This is a genomic window from Leifsonia lichenia (assembly GCF_054780215.1).
The window spans coordinates 478668-494230 of record NZ_BAAGWT010000001.1; the positions used below are offsets into that span (position 1 = coordinate 478668).

At 70.2% G+C, this 15563-nt stretch carries 17 protein-coding genes and 1 tRNA gene; 11 read left to right on the plus strand and 7 right to left on the minus strand.

Translation table 11 applies throughout. The features are described from left to right. The first annotated feature begins 42 nt into the window (after positions 1-42). Genes ACYVGI_RS02245 through ACYVGI_RS02255 form a run of 3 tightly spaced genes read left to right on the plus strand, consistent with a single transcriptional unit; the run spans position 43 to position 3469 of the window. Positions 43-1296 carry an enolase C-terminal domain-like protein gene (locus tag ACYVGI_RS02245; protein WP_460631031.1) on the plus strand — a complete coding sequence of 418 codons (1254 nt, stop codon included), beginning with the start codon at positions 43-45 and terminating at the stop codon, positions 1294-1296. Then, positions 1293-2576, plus strand: a complete 1284-nt coding sequence (locus ACYVGI_RS02250; RefSeq protein WP_460631032.1) for an ROK family transcriptional regulator — start codon at positions 1293-1295, stop codon at positions 2574-2576. Before ACYVGI_RS02245 ends, ACYVGI_RS02250 begins: the two co-directional genes overlap by 4 nt. Beyond that, on the plus strand, positions 2573-3469 hold the full coding sequence (locus ACYVGI_RS02255; RefSeq protein ID WP_460631033.1) for a hypothetical protein: 897 nt from the start codon (positions 2573-2575) through the stop codon (positions 3467-3469). Before ACYVGI_RS02250 ends, ACYVGI_RS02255 begins: the two co-directional genes overlap by 4 nt. On the opposite strand, the gene ACYVGI_RS02260 is transcribed toward ACYVGI_RS02255, so the two are convergent. Beyond that, positions 3466-3984, minus strand: a complete 519-nt coding sequence (locus ACYVGI_RS02260) for a MarR family winged helix-turn-helix transcriptional regulator (RefSeq protein WP_460631034.1) — start codon at positions 3982-3984, stop codon at positions 3466-3468. The two genes, ACYVGI_RS02255 and ACYVGI_RS02260, sit on opposite strands and share 4 nt — an antisense overlap. A gap of 97 nt (positions 3985-4081) precedes the next feature. Here ACYVGI_RS02260 and ACYVGI_RS02265 point away from each other — a divergent pair, with 97 nt between their 5' ends. From ACYVGI_RS02265 to ACYVGI_RS02285, 5 genes are all read left to right on the plus strand, one after another. Then, a complete protein-coding gene (locus ACYVGI_RS02265) occupies positions 4082-5683 on the plus strand; it encodes an MFS transporter (protein ID WP_460631035.1) in 1602 nt (533 codons plus the stop codon). Positions 5684-5750: 67 nt separating this feature from the next. Further along, positions 5751-6476 (plus strand): class I SAM-dependent methyltransferase, encoded by a 726-nt coding sequence (locus ACYVGI_RS02270; protein ID WP_460631036.1) that lies wholly within the window; start codon positions 5751-5753, stop codon positions 6474-6476. A 58-nt stretch (positions 6477-6534) separates the two neighbouring features. Further along, on the plus strand, positions 6535-7341 hold the full coding sequence (locus ACYVGI_RS02275) for an SDR family oxidoreductase (RefSeq protein WP_460631037.1): 807 nt from the start codon (positions 6535-6537) through the stop codon (positions 7339-7341). Between the two features lie 63 nt (positions 7342-7404). After that, positions 7405-8001 (plus strand): RNA polymerase sigma factor, encoded by a 597-nt coding sequence (locus ACYVGI_RS02280; RefSeq protein WP_460631038.1) that lies wholly within the window; start codon positions 7405-7407, stop codon positions 7999-8001. Further along, on the plus strand, positions 7998-8828 hold the full coding sequence (locus ACYVGI_RS02285; protein ID WP_460631039.1) for a hypothetical protein: 831 nt from the start codon (positions 7998-8000) through the stop codon (positions 8826-8828). Before ACYVGI_RS02280 ends, ACYVGI_RS02285 begins: the two co-directional genes overlap by 4 nt. Positions 8829-8839: 11 nt before the next feature. Here the strand turns inward: ACYVGI_RS02285 and ACYVGI_RS02290 are convergent, their stop codons facing one another. From ACYVGI_RS02290 to ACYVGI_RS02310, 5 genes are all read right to left on the minus strand, one after another. Further along, positions 8840-9232 (minus strand): VOC family protein, encoded by a 393-nt coding sequence (locus tag ACYVGI_RS02290; RefSeq protein ID WP_460631040.1) that lies wholly within the window; start codon positions 9230-9232, stop codon positions 8840-8842. Positions 9233-9328: 96 nt separating this feature from the next. Beyond that, the gene (locus ACYVGI_RS02295; RefSeq protein ID WP_460631041.1) at positions 9329-9790 is read right to left on the minus strand and encodes an SRPBCC domain-containing protein; all 462 of its coding nucleotides are present in this window, start codon (positions 9788-9790) and stop codon (positions 9329-9331) included. Positions 9791-9798: 8 nt separating this feature from the next. Then, entirely contained in the window at positions 9799-10443 is a 645-nt protein-coding gene (locus ACYVGI_RS02300; protein ID WP_460631042.1) for a dihydrofolate reductase family protein, read from the minus strand. A gap of 2 nt (positions 10444-10445) precedes the next feature. Next, positions 10446-10784, minus strand: coding sequence for an ArsR/SmtB family transcription factor (locus tag ACYVGI_RS02305; RefSeq protein WP_460631043.1), 339 nt, complete (start codon positions 10782-10784; stop codon positions 10446-10448). A 145-nt stretch (positions 10785-10929) separates the two neighbouring features. After that, a tRNA-Ser gene (locus ACYVGI_RS02310) sits at positions 10930-11019 on the minus strand. 112 nt (positions 11020-11131) lie between these two features. On the opposite strand from ACYVGI_RS02310, the gene ACYVGI_RS02315 reads away from it, so the two are divergent. Both ACYVGI_RS02315 and ACYVGI_RS02320 read left to right on the plus strand, forming a co-directional pair. Next, positions 11132-11935, plus strand: a complete 804-nt coding sequence (locus tag ACYVGI_RS02315) for an SGNH/GDSL hydrolase family protein (RefSeq protein WP_460631044.1) — start codon at positions 11132-11134, stop codon at positions 11933-11935. Next, on the plus strand, positions 11935-12135 hold the full coding sequence (locus ACYVGI_RS02320; protein ID WP_460631045.1) for a hypothetical protein: 201 nt from the start codon (positions 11935-11937) through the stop codon (positions 12133-12135). Before ACYVGI_RS02315 ends, ACYVGI_RS02320 begins: the two co-directional genes overlap by 1 nt. Before the next feature lie 573 nt (positions 12136-12708). On the opposite strand, the gene ACYVGI_RS02325 is transcribed toward ACYVGI_RS02320, so the two are convergent. Next, on the minus strand, positions 12709-13635 hold the full coding sequence (locus tag ACYVGI_RS02325) for an alpha/beta fold hydrolase (protein WP_460631046.1): 927 nt from the start codon (positions 13633-13635) through the stop codon (positions 12709-12711). A 115-nt stretch (positions 13636-13750) separates the two neighbouring features. On the opposite strand from ACYVGI_RS02325, the gene radA reads away from it, so the two are divergent. Further along, positions 13751-15112, plus strand: a complete 1362-nt coding sequence (radA, locus tag ACYVGI_RS02330) for a DNA repair protein RadA (RefSeq protein ID WP_460631047.1) — start codon at positions 13751-13753, stop codon at positions 15110-15112. Positions 15113-15563 lie beyond the last annotated feature (451 nt).

Genomic DNA, 15563 nt, shown 5'->3' on the forward strand with positions numbered 1-15563 from the left:
CGCCGACCCGACCCGACCGCCACCACGACCCCTGGAGCCACTGTGACCGACACTTTCGCCAACCCCTGGACACCGCGCGAGGACATCCGTATCACCTCCGTCCGCGCCATCACGACCGCCCCGGAGGGCACGGCGCTGGTCGTCGTGAAGGTGGAGACCAACGTGCCAGGACTCTACGGTCTCGGCTGCGCGACGTTCACCCAGCGCTGGAAAGCGGTGGAGACGTTCGTCAACGAGCACGTCGCGCACCTGCTGATCGGCCGCTACCCCGGCGACATCGGCGACCTCACCCGGCTGATCGCGTTCACCGGGTACTGGCGCGGAGGCCCCGTCACCAACAACGCGATCTCCGGCATCGACCAGGCGCTCTGGGACATCGCGGGCAAGCGGGCGGGGATGCCCGTCTACGAGCTGCTCGGCGGCAAGGTGCGCGCCGCGGCCGACACCTACCTGCACGCGTCCGGCCGCACGATCGAGGAGACCCTCGACCACGCCGAGCGCCTGATCGAAGAGGGGCAGCGATTCGTGCGGCTGCAGCAGTCGACGCCGGGCGGCGGCGGCTACGGCGCGCCCCGCGTGCCCACCGAGTACCCGGATGCGCCGTACCGCGACGGCTGGAGCGCCCGCGACTACCTGCGCCGAACGCCGGAGCTGTTCGAGGCGGCTCGCGACCGGCTTCCCGCCAACATCGAGCTGCTGCACGACGTCCACTCGCGGTTGACCCCGAAGGACGCGATCTGGCTGGCACGCGCCCTCGAGCCGTACCGCCTGTTCTTCCTCGAGGATGTGCTCCCTCCCGAGCACTGGGACCGCCTGCCGGAGGTACGGGCCGCGTCCCCGCTTCCCATCGCAGTGGGCGAGCTGACGACCTCGTTCACCGATGCGGCCCGGCTCATCAGCGGAGGAGGGGTGGACCTCATCCGGAGCCACGTCTCCGACATCGGCGGTCTCACCCCGGCGAAGAAGCTCGCGGACCTGGCCGAGGTGTTCGGCGTGCGGACGGCCTGGCACGGCCCGGGCGACACCTCCCCCATCGGCGCTGCGGCCAACGTGACGCTCGACGTCGTCTCCCCCGCCTTCGGCATCCAGGAAGGCCACGTCTACAACGAGGCCACGCACGACGTGTTCCCGGGTACGCTTCGAATCGTGGACGGATGGCTCACTCCCAACGACGCTCCTGGCTGGGGCATCGACCTCGACGAGGTCGCAGCGGCGCGCTACCCGGCAGAGCTGTCCGGCCACGACGCGTGGGCCGCGGGCGTCCGCCGTCCTGACGGTGCACTGGAGGCCCCGTGACCGACCTCCTCGACAGTCAGGCGGCCGCCGCGCGACCGCCGCAACGCACCCGCATCCAGCACGCGGGATCCGGTCCACGGCCCGGCGCCAACCAGTACGACCTCGGCACCTTCAACGAGGCCACGATCATCGAGACCATCCGCCAGGCAGGCTCGATCAGCCGCACGGAGATCTCCGAGCGCACCGGGCTGACCCAGCAGTCGGTGTCCCGCATCCTGCGCACCCTCATCGAGCGCGGCCTGCTGGCCGAGGGCGAACAGTTGCGCAGCGAGAAGGTCGGAAAGCCGCGCACCCCGGTGCGGCTGCGCCCGGAGGCCGCGCACGCCGCCGGGGTGCTGGTCGACCCCGAGCGTCTGACCTGCGTGCTCGCCGAGCTCGACGGAACCGTGGTCGAACGGCGCTCCGAGGACTTCGACGGCCAGGTGGCGCCCGAGGCGCTGGTCGAGATCATCGGAGGGCACGTCGAAGACATGCTCACCGCATCCGGGATCGACAAGAGCACGTTCCTCGGGCTCGGCGTCGCCACCCCCGGCCCGATCACCAACGGCGGCGACCTGCTCGAACTGCCGCTCTCCCGTGCCTGGCGCAATGTGCCGCTGCGCCGGATGCTGGCCGAGCGGCTGCACTGCGGCGTGATCGTGCAGAAGGACGGCGAGGCGGCGGCCATCGGCGAGCGCTGGATCGGCCAGAACAGCCGCGCCGGCGACTTCGTGTACCTCTACTTCGGCACCGGCATCGGCTCCGGCCTCGTGCTGAACGGCGACGTCTATCGCGGCACCAGTTCGAACGCGGGCGAGTTCGGCCAGCTCGCCGCGATCCAGATCGGCCAGCTCGACGACCTCGGTCGGCCGACGCTGGTGCGCGAGTGCAACCCCACCACTGCGCTCCCCGAGATCGCGCTGGAGCTCGGATACTCCGGCCAGGCCAGATCGTACGCGGAGATGTGCCGCGAGGTCGGCCGCGGCGTTCCCGAGGCGGTGGCCGCCGCGCACCGCGTCGCCGACGTGATCGCCCGCGGCGCTGTCGGCCTGATCGACCTCCTCGACCTTCCGATGATGGTCGTCGGCGGCCCGGCGTTCGAGCCGGAGCTTCGCGAGATCGTGCTGACGACTCTGGATGCGGCGGTCAACAGCATCCCGACCGCGCGCAGCGCCCGCCACGTCGCCGTCGAGCTGTCCGTGCTCGAAGAGGTGGCTGGGGCGATCGGTGCGGCGTCGTCGATCTTCCACGGCTCCTTCGCCCCGTCCGTGCGCTCGATGACCGGGCCACGGCCGTGGTGACCGGCGAGACGTTCCGGACCAGACCGGCCGCGCCGCGTTCGCGCGCGGTCGCACGCGACCGCCTGACGCTGCGCTCCTCCAGCACACGCGCCGAGGTGGGCGTGGCCGGAGCGGCGGTGCTCTCCCTGACCGACGTGGCGACCGAGACCGAGTACCTGCTGCGCACGCCGTGGGCGGACGAGGACTGGTCTGACGATCATCCGTCGCCGTCCACGTCCGAGACCTGGCATCGCCGCTATCCGGGAGGCTGGCACACCCTCCTCCCGCACGCGGGAGAGGACAGAGAGCTCGGTGGCGTCACGCATCCGTTCCACGGCGAGGCCGCCTGGCGGCGCTGGCGAGTGGAGTCGGCCGACGAGAGTTCGTGCACGCTCGGCGTCCTGCTGCGCACGGTCCCACTCGCGGTGACGCGCACGGTCGAGCTCGTCGACGGCACGCTGACGGTGCGGCAGACGGTGACCAACGTCTCGCGTGGGCCGGTGGGCATCACCTGGACAGAGCATCCGGTGCTCGGCGAGGTCTTCGTCTCCCCCTCGACCACCGTCGACCTCGACGGCCGCCGCCTCGACCTCGTATTCCCGGAGGGCGGGTCGACGGGAGGCGGCTTCCGCACAGAGCCGTCCGGCTCCCGCGGCTCCGCCGTGGTCCGCAACCCCGCGACCGGCGCGTTCGCCCTCCTCGACTGGGACCAGGACCTCTTCCCGTTCGCGCACGTCTGGCAGGAGCACGGCACGGAGGACTACCCCTGGTGGGGCGCTGTGTCCGGCTTCGCCATCGAACCGGCGACCCGCGAGTACTGGCCGGACGGGGATGCGCTCGGCCCGCTGATCGTGGAGGCCGACGCGGACGTGACCACGCGGTTCACGCTGCAGGTCGGGCTGGACGGCCGCTAGCGCGCTCCCTGCTCCTCGGACGACGCCGCCTCGCGCAGCGCCGTGGTGTCGGCGATGTACGCCTCCATCGCGCCCCGCAGGTCGCCGAGCAGCGTCTCGAACTTCTCCAGCAGCTCGGGCGGATGCCGGGCCATGACCTCCGCGATCCTGTCCCCGAGGGGGTGGAAGTACGCATCCGCGATCGTCTGGATGTTCGGCGTCGAGTGCAGCGTGACGATGCGGCGGTCGGCGTGCTCCCTGCTGCGGACGATGTGGCCCGCGAGTTCGAGCCGATTGAGCAGCGTGGAGGTGGCACCGGCGGTGAGCCCGATCCTGTCGCTCAGGCGGGCGGGAGAGAGCGGCGTCCCGCGTTCCTCGGCGGCCAGGATCTCGATGAGCGCCACGGCATCGGTCGAGTGCAGGCCCTCGCTGGCGGCGAACTCTCTGGCCAGTTCCGCGTAGCTCGCTCCGTACGCACGGAGCGCCTCGTTGAGCCGCTCCCGCCTGGCGAACTCGTCGTCCGTCGCTGCATCCATCTGGCCTCCTCCGCCGCCGCTCGCAGGCTCACTTTATCAATCCACAAAGTAATTCCATGGTAAAGTCATTTCCTCATGTAAGTACTAGGAGGATGCAATGGGAGTTTCCACTGGCGCTCGTCGCTGGATCGGACTGATCGCGGTCGCGCTCGGCGTGGCCCTGATCGTGGTCGACACCACGATCGTGAACGTGATCACCCCATCCGTGATCGACGACCTGAAGATCGACTCGAGTCAGGCGCAGTGGATCCAGGAGTCGTACGCGATCGTGTTCGCCGCGCTTCTGCTGCTCGTCGGCCGCATCGCCGACCTGCGCGGCGCGAAGACCGTGTTCATCTGGGGCGTGATCATCTTCGGTGTGACGAGCCTGCTGGCCGGGCTTGCCCCGAACGGCGAGATCCTCATCCTGGCCCGCTTCCTGCAGGGAATCGGTGCCGCCGCGATCCTGCCCACCTCCCTCGCCCTGCTGAACCACATGTTCACCGGCCCGGCCCGCGGCCAAGCCTTCGCCGTGTGGGGTTCGACCATCGGCGCGGCGACGGTCCTCGGCCCGGTTCTCGGCGGATGGCTGTCTGAGCACGCGTCGTGGCGCTGGGCGTTCGGCATCAACATCCCGCTCACCGTCGTCATCCTGGTCATCGCCGTCGTGTTCCTGACCCAGCCCCAGCGTTCGCGCGGACGCGTGGACGGGTTCAGCGCCGTCCTGTCGATCCTCGGTCTCGGCCTGCTCTCGTTCGGCCTGGTGGAGGGACGCGTGTACGGCTGGGTGACCAGCGAGAAGGCGTTCACCCTGTTCGGTGCGACCTGGGACTCCGGTCTCTCCCCCGCGCTCGTCGCCCTGGTCGTCTCCGTCGTCCTCCTGGCGGCATTCGTCTGGCGTCAGATCGTGACCAGCCGCGACACGAGCACGCACCAGCCGCTAATGGATGTCCGGCTGTTCTCGATCTCGTCGTTCCGCAACGGCAACTTCGCCACCCTGATCATTGGTCTCGGCGAGTTCGGCATCATCGCCGTCCTCCCGCTCTGGCTCCAGTTCACGCTGGACTACTCGCCGCTGGAGGCCGGAGCCACCCTCGTCCCGATCGCCATCGGCAGCTTCGTCGCCAGCGGCATCAGCTTCCCGCTGTCCGAGAAGGTGTCTCCGCTTGCGCTGGTCAGGATCGGCCTGATCCTCGAGGTCGTCGGCCTCGCCGGGCTCGGTCTGGTCGCGGCGTTCACCGACGCGAACTGGTGGTTCATCGCCCTCGTGCTGTTCTTCTACGGCATCGGCGTCGGCTTCGCGACCTCGCAGGTGACCAATGTGGTGCTGGCCGACGTACCCGAGGGCGAGGGCGGACAGTCCTCTGGCATCCAGAGCACCTTCCGCCAGCTCGGTTCCGCACTCGGCATCGCCGCGCTGACGACCGTGTTCTTCTCCTCCCTCGGAACCAGCCTCCACGGAAAGCTGACGGACGCCGGCCTGTCCGCCGCCGACGCCACGAAGCTCAGCGACGCCGTCACCGACAGCGCGGGAGCCGTCATCGCGCCGCTCGCCTCCCACCCGGAGACCGCGTTCGCGGCCGACGCAGCACGCGAGGCGATGACGCAGGCGGTCGCGCTCGGCTCCTCCCTCGCCGCAGCGTTCCTCGTCGTGGGCGTGGTGGCCACCCTGCTCATCCCGTCGTCGTCGCGCGGTGCGCAGCGCGACGACGACGCGTAGGCCGATGCAGTGGATGCGGGGCTCGCCAGCGAATGAACGGGGACCCCGGTGTGGCACGATGAGCCCCATGACTCAGCCGCACGACGCGACCGCGTACGACACCATCGCCGAGGGCTACGCGGCGCTCAATGAGACCAGCCTCCTGAACGAGTACTACAACCGGCCAGCGCTGGTCGAGCTCGCTGGTGACGTCGCTGGCAGGAGGGTCCTCGACGCCGGCTGCGGTTCCGGCCCGATCCTGTCGGACCTTCGCGACAGGGGCGCCGTGGTCACGGGCTTCGACTCCAGCGCGGGGATGGTGGCGCAGGCCAGGCGACGACTCGGCGCCGACGCCGATCTGCTGGTGGCCGATCTGGCGCATCCACTGCCCTTCGCCGACCAGACGTTCGACGATGTCGTCGTCTCCCAGGCGCTGCACTACCTGGAGGACTGGGCGCCGACGCTGGCCGAGTTCCGCCGTGTGCTGAAGCCGGGTGGGCGGCTCCTGGTGTCGGAGGAGCATCCGTCCGCCGTCTTCCTCAGCGATCGTCTCTCGGGTGGCACGTCGGAGTACTTCGGCGTCCGGGCGCGCACGGAGGAGTGGACGATGGGCGGTGGGACAGCGCAGCTCACGTTCTGGGATCGCCCGCTTCACGCGATGATCGACGCGTTCACCTCGGCCGGGTTCCGCATCGAGAAGATCAGCGAACCGGCGCCGTCCGCCACCGCGTACGAGCGCTTCCCCGAGGAGTTCGAGAATCGGCCGAGCGGACGGTTCCTGGCTTTCCTGTTCTTCGTGCTCACCGCACCCTGACGGCCTGCGTGCAGCCAAGGGCTAGCGGCGCCGGGATTTCAGGCGGAGACTCCGCCCCATGGCAGACCACGAATTCCGTCCACGCACCGCGATCGTCACCGGCTCCGACTCGGGGATCGGGCGCGCAACAGCGGTCGCCCTCGCCGACGCCGGTCTCGACGTCGGCATCACCTGGCACTCCGACGAGGACGGAGCGGAGGAGACCGCCCGCCTCGTCAGGGAGCGCGGCCGCCGCGCGGTCGTCACCCGGCTCGACACCACGGATGCGCCCGCCTGCGGGGATGTGGTCGACCGCCTGGCCGACGACCTCGGCGGCTGCGACGTGTTCGTGAACAACGCGGGCGTCAACGGCGGGCCGGCCTTCTTCGACACCGACTGGGACACCTGGCGCACGACGGTCGCGGCCGATCTGGACGGCCCGTTCGTGTGCATCCAGCGGGTGGCACGTCGCATGGTCGACGCGCGCAGGGGCGGCCGGATCATCGCCGTCACCAGCGTGCACGAGCACCAGCCACGGGTCGGCTCCGCCGCATACGACGCGGCCAAGCACGGCCTCGGCGGCCTTATCAAGACGCTCGCCCTGGAGCTCGGCGAGTACGGCATCACCTGCAACGCGGTGGCTCCGGGCGAGATCTCCACCCCGATGAACGACGCGACCGACGAAGATCCGCACGACGTGCACCGCCCTGGCATCCCCCTCGGCCGCCCCGGCGACGCGCGCGAGGTGGCGGCGGTGATCGCGTTCCTCGCTTCGGCGAGCGCCGCGTACGTCACGGGCGCGTCCTGGACGGTCGACGGCGGGATGCTCCAGATGGGCCCGCAGGCCGGGTCGCACCTCACGAGCGACGACTGGCGGAGGGCGTGACCGGCTGACACGCCGCGTCCGGGCCGCGTGGAACCTTTCGCGTGCATCCGGACACTATGAGGTATGACGTCTTCGGTTTTCGGCGAGGCTGAGCCAGACGAGTGGGCCGCGGTCCGCTCCGGCGACCCGGCCGCGTTCGGTGCGCTCTTCGAGCTGCACCGCAATCGCGTGCTGTGGCAGGCGATGCGGTCGGTGCAGTCGTTCCACGACGCGGAGGACATCGCCGCTCTGGTCTTCCTGGAGGCGTGGCGAAAGCGCGACTCGGTGCGCGTCGTGAACGGTTCCGTGCTCGCCTGGCTGCTGGTGACGACGAACTATGTCGCAAAGAATGTCACCAGAGCGCATCGCCGCCACCGTCGTGCAATGGAGAGCCTTCCTGCCGCTCGCCACGAGGACGATTTCGCTCCGGCGGTGAACGACCGCATCGACCGCGCGCCGCGACGCGCCGCCGTCCGGGAGGCGTTCGCCCGTCTGTCCGTGAAGGAACAGGACGTCGTCTCGCTGTGCCTCATTCAGGAGATGACCTTGGCGGACGCGGCCAGCGCGCTGGGCGTCCCGCTGGGGACGGTGAAGTCCCGGCTCTCACGCGCCAAGAAGAAGCTGGCGGAGTCGACCATCGACTTCGCAGACTCGACAGCCACCGCGGGAGGTGCACGATGAACGACTACGGCAACGCCCAGACCCCGCACAGCGGTGACGACCTGGACCCGTTCGACCGCGACCGCCTCGACGCCATCACGGCGATGCTCGTCGACGAGGCAGGGAACGACACGAAGCGCCGGCCGAATCGCCGGGTCGCTGTCGTCGTCTCGCTCGTCGTCGCGGCCGTGCTCGTCTCGACGGGGGGTGCCGCGCTCGCGCTCTCGGGTGCGATCCCGTTCGGCGCTCCGCCCGCCACCACGGCGCCGCCCGTGACACCGAGCGAGACACCGAATCCACCGGCCACCTCCACGCCGACGCGGACGCCGGTCGCCCCCACCCCTGTCGACACGACCGACCCCGCCGACCCGTCGACCTGGACGATCGACTTCGCGGGGATCGGGCCGATCACCCTCGGATCGACGTTCGAGGAGCAGAAGGCAGCCCTCACGGCGTTCACCGACACGACGGACCCCCTCTGCACCGAGGGGCAGTTGAACCTGGAACAGCCCGGCGCGCCATACGTGATCGTGGCCGGCAGGCCGGACGCTCTGCACACGGTCGGCGCGGTGACCATCGCGCGCTTCGGCCCCGATCAGACGAGCGCTGCGGACCACTCACCGAGGACGGCGGCCGGCATCGGAGTCGGCTCCACGCTCGCTGAACTGCAGGCCGCGTACCCCGACCTTCAGGCGACGGGCGCGTACGGCGACGGTTCCATCAGCACCTACTACGGGATCACCGACGGAAACGGCACCTGGATCGCCTTCGACATCATCGACAGCACTGTGCAGGGCATCCAGGTCGGCCCGCAGTCGGGCTTCCCCGGCGAGTACTGCCCCGCCTGAGCAGTCTCCGCCTACGTCGGCGCCCCCGCCTGCTCGCCGCCCGCATCCTGGATGAAGACGAGCCCGTTGCCGAACGGGTCGTCGAAGAAGAACATCGGGGTGCCGCCGCCCAAGGTGATCGGGGCGTCGTTGTGAAGGGTCACGCCCTCCTGCTTGACGCGCTCGAACGCCGCCGCGGCGTCGGCCGTCCCGAGGCGCAGGGCGACGGGGATCTCGCTGTCGGCCGGGAGGAGCACGATGCCCACCGAGGAGCCGGGCGGCACCACCTCGATCATCCGCGCGCCGGGCCACGGCTCGCCGTCGTATCGCACCTCGCAGCCGAGCACATCCCGGTAGAACGCCAAAGCCTGGTCCTGGTCGGGAACCGGAACTGTCACGCTGAGCACCCGCGTCGTCGTCGCCATACGGACAGACTCCCACCAACGGCCGTCGAACACACCCCCTCCCTGGCGACTCCGGCCGCTCGCGCAGCCGGACCTGGCCGGGCAGGGCAGGTTCCGTCAGGAGAGGTAGCGGCCCAGCGCATCCAGCAGACCGCGCGTGCCGGTCTCGCGACCGACTCCATCCGCCCAGAACTGGTCGAAGAACACGCCGTGCTCGACATGCGTGAAGCGGGTGCCGTCGGGCAGCGGCTCGAACTCCAGCGACGCCACCGACGTCGACATGTGGATGCCGTCGAGCCACATGTCGTACGTCGTGACGATGCGCACATGCTCGACGATGTCGGTGTACGTGGCCTCGTACCGCGACAACGGCCCATTGTGGAATTGACCTTCGGCGACGTCGCGCCCGCCGACGCGGAAGTCGAACGCCCATTCGCGGGCTTCGATGCTGTCTCCTGCGCCCCACCAGCTCAGTTTCTGCTGCTCGTCGGCGAAGGAGTCCCAGACGCGGTCGATGGATGCCGGGTAGTCGCGGGTCAGGGTGAACTCGGCTCTGGCGAGGCGGCGTTCGATCGTCATGTCTGTTCCTATCGGGTGAAGCGGACGTGGATGGTGCCGCTCTCGGCGACCTCGCTCGTCACGGTGTGGGTGCGGTCGAGGTCGGGCAGGTCGTCCCAGAAACGGGTACCGCGGCCGAGGACGATCGGCGCGACCAGCAGGTGCAGGTCGTCGACCAGCCCAGCGCGCAGGAATTCGCGCGCCGTGCCGATTCCCCCTCCGACCCGCACATCCCGTCCATCGGCTGCGGTGGTCGCCTCGGCGAGAACGTCCGCAATGCCGCCCTCGCGGAAATGGAACGTCGTGCCGCCCTCCATCGGGATCGGCGGTCGGGGCGCTGTGTGGGTGAGGACGTAGACGGGGGTGCCGAACGGCGGCCGATCCCCCCACCAGCCCTTCCAGTCCGGGTCTCCGGGGAACGTGTGCAGGCCGAACATCCCCGCCCCCATGATCTCGGCGCCGATCCCGTCGAAGAACGCGGATGCGTATCGGTCGTCCACGCCGTTCGTCCCCGCCCCGGTGTCGTCGCCGAACACGTTCGCGCGGAAGGTGCGCGTCGCCGTGTACGCCGCGGTCAGGCGGCCCCAGTCCGGACCCATCGGAGCATCGGGTGTCGGGTCTGCCGTCGTGTAGCCGTCCAGCGAGACGAACAGGTCCATGCGAACGCGTGTCATTTTCAGTTCTCCTTCGAGGTGGTGCGGGCCAGATGGATGCCGAGCCGGTCGGCCTGGCGCTCTGCCGGGGTGCGCTGCTCGCCGAGCCACACGTGCAGCACGTCGAGTGCGCCGGGTCGCAGGCTCACGGTCCGCACGCGTCCGTGCTTCGCCGAGCTGATCAGGCCCGCGCTCTCCAGCACCCCCAGGTGCTGCATGAACGAGGGCAGCGCCATCGGAAACGGCGCCGCCAGTTCCGACACGACGGCGGGCGACGTCACCAGCCGTTCCACGATGGCCCGGCGCGTGGGATCCGCAAGGGCGCGGAGCACGGCGTCGAGCTCATCGTGATACTTAGGCATATGCCTAATTATTGGGCCCGGTGACGGCGCTGTCAACAGCGGGAGCGCAGCGTTGCGAGGTCACGAGTCGCCGCACCACTGGTGGCGCGCGCAAGCGAAAGCCCCCGCATCCCTTGCGATTGCTGGGATGGCGGGGGCTTGCACGTGGCGGTACCGGTGGGATTTGAACCCACGGTGGGCTTTCACCCACACAACTTTTCGAGAGTTGCACCTTCGGCCGCTCGGACACGGTACCGCGGACTATCGTACGCGAAACCCCCCGCCGACCGCCAATCGGCAGGAAGCCAGCAGCTCACCACCGGCCGGCAACCAGCCCGCAGGGGATGCGCGCGAGTATTGTGCTGGGAATGGGGACGAAGAGTCGTGTCGCTGTCGGTGCCGGGATCTCCACGGTCGCGGTCGGTCTGCTCGCGTGGGCACGGGTTCGCAAGGCGCAGAGCGCACTCGAGGCGAACCGCATCCGGCTGAACGAGACGCTGCCCGTGCATTCCAAATGGTGGCGGGATGCGGCCAAGACCGAGGGCGAACTGCTCTACGTGGCCATCGGCGACAGCGCCGCGCAGGGCATCGGCGCGTCCGCCCCGCGGAACAGCTACGTCGGCGTGATCGCCGACCACATCACGGCGGCGACGGGGCGGTCGGTCCGGATGGTGAACTTGAGCGTGTCCGGCGCGACGGTCGCGCTCGCGGTCGCCGACCAGTTGCCACGGTTCGCCGATCTGGAGCCGGACATCGTCACCGTCGCGATCGGCGCCAACGACATCGCCGCGTTCGACCCCGCGCTCTTCGAGGAGGGCATCCGCACGGTCTTCGCCGCCATCCCGGACGACGCCATCGTCGCCGACCTCCCCTGCTTCTATCTGCCGTGGAATGAGAAGAAGGTGGCCGTGGGCAACGCCATCCTCCGCCGGGTCGCCGCCGAGCGTGGACTCACCGTCGTTCCCCTGCACGACACCATGAAGCGGCAGGGGCTGCGCGGCATCGTCACCCAGTTCGCCGAGGACCTGTTCCATCCCAACGACCGCGGTTACCGGGTGTGGGCGTCCGCGTTCCTCCCCGCGGTCACCGCGCACGTGGTGCGGAGGTTCCCGCGCCGCCCCGTCGCCGTCCCCGCCGCGACGGAGCAGCGTCCCGACGCGAAGGCGAGCTGATGAGCGACAGAGGACGCACCCGCGTGATCGAGCGCGCCGGCCCGTGGAGCTTCGTGTTCCTCGTCGCATACGTCGGCGCCGCGATCTACTTCGTCTCCGCATCTGACGGCTCGTTCTGGGGCGTCGTCCTCGGCCTGCTGCAGGCCATCGTCTGGCCCGCATACGTCGTCTACCACGTCCTCGTCCTGCTCAACGCCTGACACGGGATGTGCGGCCCCGCGCTCCCGCACGCCTCGCCCGGGCGCACGAGTCGTGCAAAACGTGCGGTGCGCGGGTGGTGCACCGCACCTTTCGCACGAGCCCTCCCGCCGCCGCACGGACGCACCAGTCGTGCGCAACGTGCGCTGCGCAGGTGCCACACCGCACCTCTCGCACGAGCCCTCCCGCCGCGCACGGACGCACCAGTCGTGCGCAACGTGCGCTGTGCGGGTGGTGCACCGCACCTTTCGCACGAGCCCTCCCGCCGCCGCACGGACGCACCAGTCGTGCGCAACGAGCGCTGCGCAGGTGCCACACCGCACCTTTCGCACGAGCCCTCGCGCCGCCACACGGACGCACCAGTCGTGCGCAACGAGCGCTGCGCAGGTGCCACACCGCACCTTTCGCACGAGCCGTCGCACCGCCCGGGCGCACAAGTCGTGCAAGACGTGCGCTGCGCGGGTGCCGCACCGCACCTTTCGCACGAGCCCTCGCGCTGCCGCACGGACGCACGAGTCGTGCGCAACGTGCAAGCACGAGTCGGGCGTCACGCGGCACGAGCCGCGCCGCGCGCGTCAGCGCCGCGTCGTGCCTGGCGCCAGGTGCGACAGCACCCTGTCCCACGCGGGGATCACCGCGAGGTGGCCGACGCCGGGCATCATCTCGACTCGCGCATCCGGGATCGCCTTCTGGTACCAGGTCGCGTGCGCGTTTCCGGCGAGCGCGTCAGCTTGCCCGTTGACGATGAGCGTCTTCGCGGCGACATCGGCAGGGTCGAAGCCCCACGGACGCGCCGTGTAGCTGAGGATGTCCGCCGCCACGCCGGCAGGCCCCTGCCGGAAGGCGTCCTTCAGCATCCGGCCGAGCCTGTCGCGCGCCCCTGGCATCGCGAGCACCGCGTCGTCGACCGCCGACGCCCCGAGCAGGTCGAGCGGCACGTCTGCCACGTCGTCCGCGCTGTTCACCGCGTCGGCCTGCGGCTGGAGCATCTCGCTGAGCTGGGCGAGCGCCGCATCCGGTGCCAGGGTGGCCAGGTGGTCGGACATCGCCTGCAACTGCGGGTCGATCCACGGAACGGACTCGTTCGGTGCCGGCGTCCCGACGATCGCGACCCTGTCGGCGAGATCGGGGTGGCGGGCGGCGAACGCGAGCGCGATGCGTCCCCCAGCCGACCAGCCTGCGATGCCGATCGAGTCCGGCCGGTTGATCCCCGCGCTCGACTCGTCGCGGTTCATCGCCTGCAGGTACTCGGCGATGTCGTCGGCGGCCTGCGTGATGCTCGGCCAGGTGCCCGCCGGGAGTGGGTCGCTCGAGCCGTATCCTGGCCGGTCGAAGGCCAGGATGTGCACGTTCCTGTTGCTGGATGCGTCCGGATCGGGGTCGAAGACCGATGAGCCGGGAGCCGCGTGACAGAACACCACGACCCTCTCCGCCGCCGAGTCGCCGAAGCCGGTCACTCCGAGCTTGCGGCCGGACGCGAGTGTGAAGGTCAAATTCGCCATACCGCCCATTGAACTCCTCACCACCGACACGGGCCAGGAGTTGTCCACAGTCCGCGCGATCCTCCCGCGGATGACGGTGGTCCCCCGTAGTGTGAAACCGGATCGAGGAGGTTGCGTGGCGAAGGCACAGCTCAACTACCGCTGCACGGAGTGCGGCTGGACGACGGCTAAGTGGGCCGGTCGCTGCGGCGAGTGCCAGGAGTGGGGCACGGTCACGGAGGCGGCCGCGCCGACGGGCGTGCTCCGCGCGCTGAAACCGGTGACCATCGGGTCCGATCGCGCAGCCAGGTCCATCACCGACATCGAGACCGCCTCCGTCAGCCACTGGCCGAGCGGCATCGCGGAGTTCGACCGCGTGCTGGGCGGTGGCATCGTGCCTGGCGCGGCAATACTGCTGAGCGGCGAGCCCGGTGTCGGCAAGTCCACCCTCCTGCTGGAGGTGGCATCGCGGGCGGCACGCGCCAAGTCGCGGGTGCTCTATGTGAGCGCGGAGGAGTCCGTCAGCCAGGTCAGGATGCGCGCCGAACGCACCGGAGCAATGCACGACCACCTCTTCCTCGCCTCGGAGACCGACCTCGCAACCATCGTCGGCCAGATCGACGCGGTCGACCCGCAGCTCGTCATCGTCGACTCCGTACAGACCGTGTCCAGCAGCAACGGCGAGGGCCTGGCCGGCGGCCCGAGCCAGGTGCGCGAGGTGGCGAGCACCCTCATCCGCGTGGCCAAAGACCGCAACCTGCCGGTGCTGCTCGTCGGCCACGTCACCAAAGACGGCTCGATCGCCGGCCCCCGCCTCCTCGAACACCTGGTGGATGTGGTCTGCCAGTTCGAGGGCGATCGACAGACCGCGCTCCGCTTCGTCCGGGCGCTCAAGAACCGCTTCGGCCCGACGGACGAGGTCGGCTGCTTCGAGATGTCCGGCGACGGCATCGTGGAGGTCGCCGACCCGAGCGGGCTGTTCCTCAGCCGCACCCCCACGCCCGTCTCCGGCACCTGCGTCACGGTCGCGATGGAGGGCCGCCGCCCGCTCCCCGTCGAGGTGCAGGCTCTCGTCGTCGCCTCCACGGCGCCGAACCCGCGCAGGGTGACCAACGGCGTCGACTCGTCCAGGGTCGCGATGCTGCTCGCCGTGCTCGAACGCCGCGCGGGCATCCGGCTGGGCGACAAAGACGTCTACGTCTCCACGGTCGGCGGGGTGCGCCTCACCGAACCCGGAGCCGACCTCGCCATCGCCCTGGCCATCGCGTCCGCCGCCAACGAGAAGGCCATCCCGCACACGCTCGCGGCCTTCGGCGAGATCAGCCTCGCTGGCGAGATCCGCCCGGTCGCCAGCGGCAAGCAGCGCGTGGCGGAAGCCACCCGCCTGGGCTTCGTCACCCGGGTGGATGCGCGGAGCGAGAGCATCCGTGAGGCCCTCCGCGTCGCGTTCACGGCCGCGGTCTCCGACCGCGAGCGGGAGCTCGACGCCGCGTTCTGACCCCCGCGGCACGGTGCCCCGCCACCGCTGGCCGGGAGTCTCTTCAGCGAGCCTCCCACCGTCGCGGCCCACCATGCCACCGCGAGCCACCGCCTCCCATCGCACGACGCCATCCACAGCCCCGCTCGCGCGGGCGCGACATGCCAGTAACTGTCGCGAAACGCCCGGAATGCGCCACAGTTACCGGCGTCTCGACGGAGACCGGCCCGGTCACGCTCCGCGCCGCCGCCTCCCATCGCGCAGCATCATCCACAGCCCCACCCCGCGCGGGCGCGACATGCCAGTAACTGTCGCGAAACGCCCGGGATGCGCCACACTTACCGGCGTCTCGACGGAGACCGGCCCGGTCACGCTCCGCGCCACCGCCTCCCATCGCGCAGCATCATCCACAGCCCCACCCCGCGCGGGCACGAGATGCCAGTAACTGTCAAGAAACGCCCGGGATGCGCCA

What these genes read in the sequence shown, in the direction of transcription:
- ACYVGI_RS02260 (WP_460631034.1), bottom strand. Translation starts at nt 3,984, where the DNA reads ATGGATGCAGCGACGGACGACGAGTTCGCCAGGCGGGAGCGGCTCAAC.
- ACYVGI_RS02265 (WP_460631035.1), top strand. Translation starts at nt 4,082, where the DNA reads ATGGGAGTTTCCACTGGCGCTCGTCGCTGGATCGGACTGATCGCGGTC.
- ACYVGI_RS02270 (WP_460631036.1), top strand. Translation starts at nt 5,751, where the DNA reads ATGACTCAGCCGCACGACGCGACCGCGTACGACACCATCGCCGAGGGC.
- ACYVGI_RS02275 (WP_460631037.1), top strand. Translation starts at nt 6,535, where the DNA reads ATGGCAGACCACGAATTCCGTCCACGCACCGCGATCGTCACCGGCTCC.
- ACYVGI_RS02280 (WP_460631038.1), top strand. Translation starts at nt 7,405, where the DNA reads ATGACGTCTTCGGTTTTCGGCGAGGCTGAGCCAGACGAGTGGGCCGCG.
- ACYVGI_RS02285 (WP_460631039.1), top strand. Translation starts at nt 7,998, where the DNA reads ATGAACGACTACGGCAACGCCCAGACCCCGCACAGCGGTGACGACCTG.
- ACYVGI_RS02290 (WP_460631040.1), bottom strand. Translation starts at nt 9,232, where the DNA reads ATGGCGACGACGACGCGGGTGCTCAGCGTGACAGTTCCGGTTCCCGAC.
- ACYVGI_RS02295 (WP_460631041.1), bottom strand. Translation starts at nt 9,790, where the DNA reads ATGACGATCGAACGCCGCCTCGCCAGAGCCGAGTTCACCCTGACCCGC.
- ACYVGI_RS02300 (WP_460631042.1), bottom strand. Translation starts at nt 10,443, where the DNA reads ATGACACGCGTTCGCATGGACCTGTTCGTCTCGCTGGACGGCTACACG.
- ACYVGI_RS02305 (WP_460631043.1), bottom strand. Translation starts at nt 10,784, where the DNA reads ATGCCTAAGTATCACGATGAGCTCGACGCCGTGCTCCGCGCCCTTGCG.
- ACYVGI_RS02315 (WP_460631044.1), top strand. Translation starts at nt 11,132, where the DNA reads ATGGGGACGAAGAGTCGTGTCGCTGTCGGTGCCGGGATCTCCACGGTC.
- ACYVGI_RS02320 (WP_460631045.1), top strand. Translation starts at nt 11,935, where the DNA reads ATGAGCGACAGAGGACGCACCCGCGTGATCGAGCGCGCCGGCCCGTGG.
- ACYVGI_RS02325 (WP_460631046.1), bottom strand. Translation starts at nt 13,635, where the DNA reads ATGGCGAATTTGACCTTCACACTCGCGTCCGGCCGCAAGCTCGGAGTG.